Consider the following 12,568-nt stretch of genomic DNA (forward strand, 5'->3'; position numbering starts at 1 on the left):
CCAAGCCGACATTTTATGGCGAGGGTAATCCCGGCGATACCGTGACCATTTATGACGAGATTGATGGCAAACTGGTCAAGATCGGTACGGCCACTATCGGTAATGATCATCAATGGGTATGCACGGTTGACGAGCTTCTTCCCGGTGCCCATCATTTCAAGCTCCAGACAACCAACAAGCTTGGCGTCGACAGCGAAAAATATACTGAATATGATCTGACGGTGAAGACAGATGCACCGACCGAGACGACAAGACTTGTTTCGATTAATGAAGATCGGGGTTTAAGCGATAGCGATTTCAAGACCGGCGATGACAGTCTTGTTTTCAAATTCGGTGTTAATGAGAAATTGCCTGCCGGCTACAAGGTTCAGGTCAATATTGACGGCACATGGTATGACGCCACCTATGACGAGACTGACGGTTACTGGTATTATGACCATTCCAACACTCATCTTTCTGAAGGTGTCCACAAGGTTTACGGGCGCGTTGTTGACGACGCGGGCAATGTCAAAGAAGGTCCGGCTCAGGATGTTGCAATCGACAAGACTGCGCCGATCGGTGGCGACTATCAGATTGTGATTGACAGCTTTATTGATGATGTCAATGAGGAAGGTGGATCGAAGAGCCGTTCCAATGGTGAAGCAACCAATGATAATACGCCGACTTTGATTGGTCATACATCGGGCATGAAGCCTGGTGACTATGTCACTGTGCAGGTCAAAATCGGTGACGATTGGGTAACAATCGGCACGGCAAAAGTTGATGGCTCGGGCAATTGGAAGTTCGACGTCAAGGGAATACCCGGAGGCACGGCAAAAGACCATCTTGATGACGGCTATCACGAGTTTAGAGGCGTTATCACCGATGAAGCGGGAAATCTTGGACAAGAATCTTCCGGTTTCGGCCTGGATGTTACGACAACACCGCCACCTGTAATCAATGAAAGTGGCCTTGATCTTTTTGACGACCAGTTGCCGAAAACCGGCACAATTGAAAAGGGTACAACCACTGATGACAGCCGTCCGACATTAAAAGGTGCTGCCAATTCGGTTGACCCGACAAAAGTGGAAAAAATCAATCTTTATGACAATGGCACATTGATCGGAACGGGTAAGGTCAATAGTGACGGGTCATGGAGTGTCGAGCCGACAGTACCACTGCGTCAAGGCAATCATAGCTTTGTTGCCAAACCGGTTGATTATGCCGGAAACGAGCAATCGCAGGGAACAACGGCATGGGATTTCAACTTTGTTGGCCATGCACCGGCTACACCTTCGATTATCAATGTTCTTGATGACAATGGCGATACCATCCAGAAAGATGCGGTTACGAGCGATTCCACACCGCTTATCAAAGGTACAGCCACAACCGGTTCGACTGTTCATATTTACGTTGACGGGGTGGACGTTGCCCAAGTTGCTGTGAAGGAGGATGGAACCTGGGAAACCACACTTCCGGCGCTTTCCAATCCGACGACAGACCCGACTGGTACCCGCCATGTGATTACAGCCAAAGCATTGGATAAGGATGGCACAACATGGAGCCATGAAACGGGCGGCTATCCGGTTATTGTTGACAGACAAGCGCCGGATGCACCCGATGCACCGACGGCCAAAGATGATCAGGGCAATACAATTACCGGAACAACGGCCGATTCAACACCGACTTTAAGCGGCAAGGTCAACGGAAATCAATCCGGTGACAAGGTCAACATCTATCAGGATGGTGTGAAAGTCGGTGAGGCAAAGGTTAACGACCAGGGAGAGTGGTCGTGGACACCGAAGGATCCGTTAGGAAAAGGCAATCACCAGTTCCAGACGTCTTTAAGTGATGCAGCCGGTAATGAAAGCGGCAAGGGGACGGCGACCAATATCACGGTTGACACAAGTACGGTCAAGGTGAGCATTGACTATCTTGTTGATGATCAGGCACCGCTTGAATCACACATCACAAACAATAGTAAGACCGATGACAGAACACCGCTTATTGTCGGTAAAGCAACACCGAACTCTACTGTTGTTCTGACATATACCGACTCCAATAATCAGGTTCATGAGCTTGCAAAGGTTACGGCCGATGGTGAAGGCAACTGGTCTTATCAGGTCAAGGACAGTGAAAAACTTGGCGAAGGCCATTATGTCATTCATGCTGAAACCACAAATGCTTCGGGAGGCAAATCGACAGCCGATTTCAATTTTGATGTTGATATAACGAACAATCAAAAGCCGTCGATTGATAGAGTAACCGATGATGTCGGCGCTGTTCAGAATGATGTTGGAAGTGGTGACAGTACCGATGATACAACCCCGACAATTATCGGAAGTGGTGCAAAGCCATATCAGCAGGTCAATATCTATGACCAGGAAGAAAATAGTAAGGGCGAAAAAGGCGAAAGCAAGCTGATCGGTTCGGCCATAGCCGATGGTCAAGGAAAATGGAGTTTCACACCACCTTCTCCGCTTGGAGGAGACACAACACATCATTTAAGCGCGACCACTGTCGACGAGGTTGGCAACGAAAGTGAGCATTCTAATGACTATAATGTGATTGTCGATATTAAGTCACCCGAACCGATCGCCAATGATACAGTTTCGGTGACCGATGATGTCAAAAACGATGCCAATGATTTTACCGGTCAACTTCAAAAAGGCCAGTATACCAATGACAATCAACCCGAATATTCCGGAAAAGCACCTTCGGACGCAAAAACTGTCAATATTTACGACAATGGCAAGCTGATCGGTTCAACAAAAGTCAAGGAAGACGGGACATGGTCATTTACGCCTGATGAAACCCACAAGCTTTCCGAAGGTCAACACACATTGACTGCCCGTCCGGTGGATAGTGCCGGTAATGAAGGCACAGATTGCCAGGGTTCGGAATTTATTGTCGATACAATTGCACCAGGTGCAGTGCCGACAATCAGCGGCGTGTCGAACGATACCGGACCAAAAGACGACGACCTTATAACGCAGGACAGAAATCCGACGATTTTTGTAACTGTCAATCAGCCACTTGCCGATAACGAGCATGTCGAAATTTCGCTTGATGACGGTCTGACATGGGTTACAGCAAGCTATAATAAGGACACCGGAAAATATTATTATGCGGTGGGCCATGAACTGACCGATCAGGTCTATCATGTCAAAGCTCGTGTGGTTGATGATGCAGGCAATGTCGGTCATGATACAGCACGGGATATGACGGTTGACACCACCCCGCCTTTAGACGGTTATAAAGTCACGATTGACAAATTCTATGATGATGTCGAAAACAATGTTGGCGATTATCCGTCAGGAACGGCAACCAATGACAAGACGCCACTTCTTAAAGGCACTGTGAAAGGTGCACATGAGGGCGATGTTGTTCATCTCTATTATCGTGATTCCCAAGGCAATCTCCATAGTGTTGCCGACAATATTCACCTCACATCAAACGGCGATGGCACTTATAGCTGGCAGTACCAGTTTTCCGAACTTGCCGAAGGCAATTACCAATATGTTGCAGTGGTCAAGGATGCTGCCGGAAATGAAGGCGCTTCAAGCAACGACTTCCTTTTGACTGTCGATGTGACAGGCCCTCTATGGGGCAATGCCAATTCTATAAAACTGGTGGACGACCAGCAACCGGATATCGGCGATATACCGCATTCGGGTGGCGTCACCGATGACAATTATCCGGAAGTTCAGGCGGGAGCAGGGACGGTTACCGGGGCAGCCGGTGGAATCGTAGAACTCTACGACGGAAACACCAAAATCGGTGAGGGACTTATCGAGGCGGATGGATCATTCAAAATCGTTCCGAATAAAGCCATTACCCCCGGCCAACACCGGTTCCATCTGGTTGCTGTTGATCCGGCAGGCAACCGCACACCGCTTCAAGATGTCGAATGGAACTTCAATTTTGCCGGACATGCTCCGGGTACACCATCCATCACCAATATTATTGATGATTATAACAATCCGGAAGGCAAATCCGTTTACCTGCAAAAAGGCCAGTCGACAGACGATGCGACGCCGACCCTTCATGGTATGGGAACCAAAGGCACACGCATTCACATTTTCAAAAACGGCCAGGAAATCAATACCGATGACAATCCGGTTATTGTCGGCGATGATGGCACATGGACTTTCAAACTTCCGGCTGCTTATGCCTTGAAAGATACTTCGACCGATGGTCTTGGAACGCATTATAACTTTGCCGTTCAAGCGGTTGACCAGACGGGTGTGCCGAGTTCAAAAACCGGCGAATATCCGATTGTTTATGATAATCATGCGCCAAACCAGCCGGATGTTCCTTCTCTTCAATCCGATCAGGAACCCGGTATCGGTACGATTGAAAATAATGGCACGACACCCGATCAAACCCCGACATTCAGCGGTACTGTTCAAAACCCGCAAGTGGGCGACAAGGTTACTATTTATAACAAAGTCGACGGTCAATATGTCAAAATTGGCGAGACAACGGTTGACCCGTCCTCGGGCAAATGGTCATGGACACCGGAAAATCCGCTTGCTAAAGGTTCTTACGAATTTGCAACATCGGTTACCGATGCGGCAGGAAATGAAAGTGCAAAAAGCCAATCAACAACAGTCACTGTTGATCCGACAAATGTCGATGTCAGCATCCTTTACGCTGTTGATGACCAAAAGAAATCCACCGAAGATTACACCGGAAGGATTTCCGACGGTGGCCTCACCAATGATACAACACCGGAATTGCATGGACGTGCAACGCCCAATTCGAGTGTCACTATCTATACTGTTATTGGTGGAGTGAAAACAGAAATCGGCACGGTCAATGCCGATTCCAAAGGCGACTGGACATTTGTCTGGCCGGAAGGCAAGCCGCCGCTTTCCGATGGTAGTTATACGATTGTCGCGGAGGCATTACTTCCAAATAATTCGACGAAGTCTGACAGCTTCAATCTTGTTGTCGACACGAAAAATAACAATGTTCCGGTGATTGACAGTGCCGGCGATGATGTCGGTGGCAAACAGGAGGATGTTACCTCCGGTGGAGCAAGCGACGATACAACGCCGACTTTGAAAGGCCATGGTGCCGAACCCAATGGCGTGGTCAATATTTATGATACGATTAATGGCGAGACGCATCTTGTTGATAGCGTGAAAGCCGATTCCAACGGCAACTGGGAATATTCGGTTCAAAGCCCGTTACCGGAAGGAGAACATCACTTTCAGGCAACATCTGTTGATGCAGCCGGCAATGAAAGCGACAAATCACCCGTTTTCGATTATACGATCGATTTGACTGCGCCGGATGCTTTGCAGTCTGTCAACTTGACCGACGACGTACCGGAAACCACCGGTACGATCAGCAATAATGGCATGACGAATGACGACAGGCCGACCTATAGCGGTTCGGCCACAGCCGACATCGACAAGGTCTTTATCTATGACCATGGCGTCAAAATTGGGGAAGCCAAGGTTGTCAACAATAACGGGCAATATACATGGAGCTATACACCCGATACTGCCTTGGCAAATGGCGACCATTCGTTTCAGGCCAAGCCCGTTGATGCTGTTGGCAATATCGGTATTCCAACCGGTGCATGGAATTTTAAGGTTCTCACCGGAACGATTGCCACCAAACCGACAATTGTTGGTATTTCACAGGATACCGGTTTTGATGCGAACGACTATATTACCAGTGATACGCAGCCGACAATCTACATCACGACCTCGGCCAAGCTCAATGCCGCAAATGGTGAAAAAGTCCAGATCAATATTGGCGGGCAGTGGTACGACACAGAATTTGATGAAGCAAGCGGCCGTTATTTCTTCCGTCCGGTAACAGCTTTGCCGGCGAGTGCCAATGGCACAAATTATATCATCCAGACCCGCATTATCGACAATGCCGGCCGGACATCGGATATCGATGAAAAAACAATGACGCTTGATAATCAAGGTCCGGATGGCACGATAACGCTTGATAAATTCATTGATAATGTCGGCGTTGAACAAGATTTCAGCAGCCATACCGAAAAAAATTATACCGATGATCGCACACCCGAATTGCATGGAACAGTCTCGGGTGCCAAGTCCGGCGACTATGTTGTTATTTATCTTGCCGATAAAGACGGCAATATTCTAAAAGACGAGAATGGCAAGCCGATCAAGCTTGGTTCTATCCATCCTGATGGCACCAATTGGAAATTTACCCCTAATCTTGATGAAGCCCATTATCCGGATAATAAGGATTATTATTTTGTAGCTGTGCTTGAGGATAAGGCCGGTAATCAGGGACCAAAATCACTACCTTTGGGCTTGTCTCTGACAACTGAAGGACCTGACTGGTCCGGCTCGAAGGATTTTGATGTCTATGACGATCAGGCTCCCGATATCGGCATTATCGGGGAAAATAATAAACCGCACGTCACCGATGACAATCGTCCGACAGTCAAAGGCAAAGCCGGTTCCCTTGACCCTGCCGAGGTCGATTCTGTGCTTCTTTATGATAGCGACCCTTCAGACCCGAACGCCAAGCCGATTGGCAAGAAGACTATCAATAGTGACGGTTCGTGGGAGGTTGAACCGGATAGTCCGTTGATGCCGGGACATCACCGTTTCTGGGTGGTTCCGGTCAATCATGCCGGCGTGGTGGGCAAAACAAAATCCGATGTTTTCGAGTTCGATCTTATCGGGCATGCGCCCGGTACTCCGTCGATTACCCAGATTGGCCATGATGATGATCCGAATGTTGTTTTTCCGGATAACCAGATCCAGCAAAACGGGATCACGCGCGACAATACGCCGTTTATCAAAGGAACCGGTACAAAAGGCTCTTATGTTAAAATTTACGACCAGTTCAATGGCGAAGACAGGTTGCTCGAGACCGTAAAAGTCGATAATGACGGCCATTGGGAAACGAGTTTGCAGGGACTTGACGACGGGACCCATAAAATCTGGGTTCAGGCAACAGATGCCGGCGGCAACAAGAGTGCGGCAACTGCACCTTATCCGTTCGTGGTGGATACAACTCCACCGGATAGTCCCGGACGTCCGACAATTACAAGCGATGTTGCCCCTAATAAGTCGGTGATCTCCGATGACAGCACCGATCACGGAACAACAAACGACACAACGCCCACCTTCTCGGGAAAGATAGATAAATCGCAACCGGGTGATGTCGTGACCATTTATGATGGTGACAAAGCAATCGGCGAGACGAAAGTTAATCCGGATGGTTCGTGGTCGTTCACACCGACAACGCCGCTTGATAAAGGCGAACATCATTTTACCACCTCGGTAAAAGATGCGGCCGGCAATGAAAGCAATCGCGGCTTTGGAACCGATATAACAATAGCCGATAACGGAAATACCGTAACGGTTGATTATGCCGTTGACAATGTGGATCCGATTAAAGGCCCGATTGCCAATGGCGGTCATACCGATGATACAATGCCCGAACTTCACGGCACGGCACCGGCAGGCTCGATTGTTTACGTTTATAGCGACGCTACAAAACAAACGCCCATTGGCGGCCCGTTCACTGTCGGTTCGGATGGCAAATGGTCTATCGGTTTGACGGAACAGGCCGCCGGCGAACATAATTATTATGTTGAGGCAACAGGTACCGATGGCACTGTTCTTGCCGGACAGGATTTCAAACTGAATATTGATAATGGTGAACCTGACCGGCCGACAATTACCGAGGTTACTGATGATGTCGGCCTTATTCAGGGTGCAGTTGCAAATGGTGGCTCCCGTGTTGACAATGGCACGACCGACGATACCAATCCGACGATTATCGGCAAGGCGCCGAAGAACAGCCTTGTTATCATCTATGATAATGGCAAGGAAATCGGCCGCGTTTATGCCGATGGCGAGGGCAAATGGTCTTATACAACCGGAGCAATGCTCACCGAAGATGACCACAAGTTTACGGCCGTTTCGCAAAATGCCGAGGGAAAGACCAGCGGCGTTTCAAACGAATATGTTGTTACGGTCGACATTACCGCGCCCAAGCATATAACCGGCGAGACTGTTCAGGATAATGTTTTGCCGAATAGTGCCAATGGTGAAGATGGCCCGGCCATTATCAAGGTCAATCAAAATGATCACACCAATGATGATAGCCCGATCTTTAGCGGAACGGCACCAAGCGATGCCAAGAAAGTGCGCATCTATGACAATAATAAATTAATTGCCGAAGTGGATGTGGATAGCGATCATACTTGGTTCTGGGAAGCGGGTAACAGAAACTCCGATGCCAAGCTTGCCAATGGTTCACACTCGCTGACCGCCCGTCCGGTGGACGCTGCCGGCAACGAAGGACCGGCATCCGAAGCGCATGCATTTATTGTTGATAAAACGGTTCCTGGTGCCAAGGCAACACTCGACAGCATTACCGACGATACAGGCTTCGAGAGCAGCGACTTCACCACACAGGATAAAACACTCCTCTTCAGCTTCAAAGTGGATGGAACGCTAAAAGATACCGACAAGGTACAAGCCCTCATCAATAATGAATGGTATGACCTTACCTATAATTCCGCCAATGGAAAGTGGGAACTTGACTGGCGAAATAAGCCTGCCCTTGCTGACGGAAGTTATGTCATCAAGACGCGCGTTATTTCGAGTACCGGAATTTATGATGATGATGCAACCCAAAAGTCGGCAAAAACTGTTGTTATTGATAGTGATGGCTCGGCGCAACATTCGGAATTTACGGGCTTTACCGGCAAAACCGATAAAGTCTTCCAGAATGGTGAATATGTCGATGTTACAAATCCTGTTCTACAGGGTAAAATCAGTGGCAATCTTGCCGACCTTGAAGATGGCGCGAAAATCGGCATTTATCGCGATCACGTGCTGTTGGGCTATGTTGAAAAAAGCCAGATCAAACCGGATGGTACATTCAGTTTCAAACTGCCCGATGGCAGCTTGATCGACCGTCACAGTTATATCTTTACGACTGCGATTGTGTCGAAATCCGGCTATGTCGGCGAAGCGCATGATGTCGAAGTGCGCGTTGACACAACCGGCGCTGCAAATGTTCCTGATTACGGAATTTCAAACAACAATACTCAAAGAGGTAGTGGAGATTTAAGTTATACGCAGGCTGTCGCACTCAACAATAATGGCGAGTGGCAGGTTATTTCCAATTCGAATGTTTGGGTTTTCAACAGTAACGGCAAGGCCGAAGCCCACTATTTGAATTATCAGACAGGAATTAATAATGGGACGGTTGATGTTTGGGGGTGGGGGCCGGAAAATGTTTTGTTCGGTTCCTATACTATGGCCGATTATAACCATGATGGTTACATTGATGTATGGTCAACAAAAACTTCCTATTCCTGGTTTACGACCGCCGCTTATGTCGGTACGGGTGATAATCAATGGAATTATGTCGATGTGAAATATGGCGACATGTTCAATGGTGCCTCTATTGAAAACCACCTCGGCGGCATTGCCACTTTCGATATGAATGGTGACGGGTATCTCGATGTCATTCAGGGTGATTCCGGCGCGGATTCCGGCTCTATCTTCTTGAACAAGGGAGCGACTTCGTCAAACCTGAACGGTAACCAGTTCATTGCGATGGGCAGGCAATTTGGTGGTAACCAATCCCCGCTCACGAGCAATTTTATGACCGATCACCATGTGTCGGCAATCGACCTTGACAATAATGGGACGATTGATTTTGCCGGTAACGGCAAGATTAATGACACGAATGGCGTTTCCGGCTATGGCAACAACTGGTATCAGTTGATGACACTCTTGAACAGCGGCAAATCTGCCCCTGTTAACGGTGTTTATGGCACCAACTGGTCAGTCAGCCAGCATTTGGACGATTCATTGCCGAGTTACGGTGATGGTACTGATGACTCGATTGGTCCTGACAACTATAAAAATACCATTTCCATGACATGGGCCGATTATAATGGTGATGGTTATATGGATTTGTTCCTTGCCAAAAATCATCACGGTTGGCATGGCGACAAAGAAAGCCAGATCTTTTATAATAAAGCTGACGGAACCGGGCAATTGCGTAATGCAGTCGGCTTGGGCGACGACCTTGACGGTCGCTGGTCGGTTGCAATCGATTGGGATCACGACGGCAAAATGGATATTCTGGAGGTTCCGGGCTTCGGCCAGAGTGCTGCCGGCACGAAGCTCTGGCATAATGGCGGGCTTAATCTTGATGGTTCTGTCAAATGGGATAATTGGGATATCTTCGGTGCTAAAGGTGGCCGTCTTGCCAGTGTCAATGGCGATGTTGACCCGAGGACAATTGATGGCAGTGGTATTAACTTCATTTATGGTATTGGTGTTGTCGACTATGACTGGGATGGTGCGCTTGATGTCACCATGCAGCGTGACAACTTGCATTCATCGCTCATTTTGTCGAACAAAAACAAGGTCGGTTATGGAACGTCGTTGCATCTTCGCATCACCGACAAGGATGGTGCCAATGTGTTCTATAACAATACCGTGCAGCTTTTCGACTCTGCCGGTAACCTGGTTGCCGTACAAGTTATCAATGCCCAAGGTGGCATGGGTGTTTCCGATAATACCGGCCTTGTCCATTTCTATGGCTTGAAAGAAAATGAAACCTATTCGGTTGTTGTCTTGCGCAACACCGAAGGGCAATCAAATGATATTGGCGGTATTGCCCACACCCATACGACAGATGCAAACGGTTACGGCAAAGACAATGCGATAGAAAATGTCAACAGCTCGTGGACAGGTCTTAAAGCTGTAGAAGCAGACCATGCCTATATCCTGAATGCCAATAAAGATGGCGACACGGTTACAACCGGTGCGGGAAACAATGATCCGGCTACCCGGGGCTACCGTCCGGGACTTGTCGGCACCGGTTATAATGACCTCTTTACAGCTGAAGCCGGTAGCCAAAGCTATTCGGGTGGCGGCGGTTGGCGCAACGATGCCGGCGAGAAATATTGGCAGGCAAGCGGTGGTGAAGACATTGTCGATTTTGGCAAGGCAACTACCGGTGTCATAGTCGATTTGAGTAACACCGGTTATCAATCGACAGGTTTCAACAACGCCAAGTTCATTGACATTGAAGGTATCTACGGTGGTAAATTCAACGATACTTTCACTGGTAACTCAGGTGACAATTTCTTCGATGGTCGTGGTGGTAACGACACCTATCACCTTGAAGCAGGTGGTCATGATCTTCTGCTTTATCGCCTCATTGAGCAAGATGATGCAACCGGTGGCAATGGCCATGACACAGCCTATGGCTTCAAGGTTGGCACCTATATTGATGCCGACAAATCCAAGATTGATAAAGATGCCGACCGCATTGATGTCAAGGATCTGTTGCAAGGCTACCGTGCCGATGCCGATGGCGCTGCCCATTACGACGACAAAGGCAAAGCCCAGATCGACTGGGGTGATAATATCAAGGACTTCCTTTCGACCCGCGTTGAAAACGGAAATACGATTTTGAGTATTGACCGTGATGGCAAGGGGAATGCCTTCCAGTCGACCGACCTTCTGACTTTGAACAATGTCCAAACCGATTTGGACACATTGTTGGCAAACCATCAGATCATCATCGGTTAATCTTCTCTATGGCGGGCTTCTATGGATATAACGCTGAATGATAAGGTAAGGCCTTTAAACACCGCTCTGACTTATTGCACGAGGTCGATTCAAACTATTGAATGATCTGATAAAACTCGTTCCATTCTCGGATATTTCTTATTCTGATTATATAACGACTAAATAAATTTTCGTAATGGTTGCTCAGTTCTTCGGCGTAAAGACAAAATCATTTAATTATTGGAATGATAGGATAAGCTTAATACGTAATTTTTTCCCTTATTTTTTTCATCATCTATAACTAAATTTTTTATTAAATTTCTATATATTATATATAAAATTATTTATTTATATTATATTTATTAACAGATACGTTTAAAATTTTTCCTATTCAATATATACATAATATGCATATATATTCACGAATATGATAAATTTTTATAGTTTTTATAAATTTTTAATAGAATTTAATATTAATAAATATATTTATAAAATATTAACATAAAAATTTTTATCTCAATTTAATAAAAAAAATAGCTAAATTATTGTACAATAATAGCATAATTTTACATTATTTCCTTTTTTTAACGGCATTTATGAAATGGATTTTCTTAATGCATAGAATTCAATCTAAGAGAGTGCCACTTAAAATACGTTTTTAAGTTGCAATTATAATATAAAACAACTAAAGGTAGCATCTATCTATTGCCTGTTGAGGTGCATAGGAAAGTGAGGATTACTTCATTTTATATGGTAATCCTTCAAGTGTTTTCCTGGGGGAAATCACAAAACAATCGGTTGATAAACGTATAGCCGTTTTAGCCACAGCGTATCAATTTAGTGATGTAGGAAACAGAATATGACAAAGTCGGATATCATCAAGCAGCATCCAGTCGTCAAGTTGACCGAGGGGAGTGGGTCTGTTGATAGCGGTGGCAAGCCGCACAATTTTGTTCTCACCGCGGACAAGGAAAGCATCACCAATTATACCCGTTCCGGTAATGATCTGGTTATTGATTTTGCAGACGGGA

The 12,568-nt window shown here is 46.9% G+C and carries 1 protein-coding gene; it reads left to right on the forward strand.

What is annotated here, in order from left to right; all coding sequences use genetic code 11:
- Positions 1–41: 41 nt before the first annotated feature.
- The gene (locus tag H3V12_RS10960) at positions 42–11,558 is read left to right on the forward strand and encodes an Ig-like domain-containing protein (protein WP_210326832.1); all 11,517 of its coding nucleotides are present in this window, start codon (positions 42–44) and stop codon (positions 11,556–11,558) included.
- Positions 11,559–12,568 lie beyond the last annotated feature (1,010 nt).

Source organism: Bartonella sp. W8167 (assembly GCF_016100335.1).
Lineage (GTDB): Bacteria > Pseudomonadota > Alphaproteobacteria > Rhizobiales > Rhizobiaceae > Bartonella > Bartonella apis.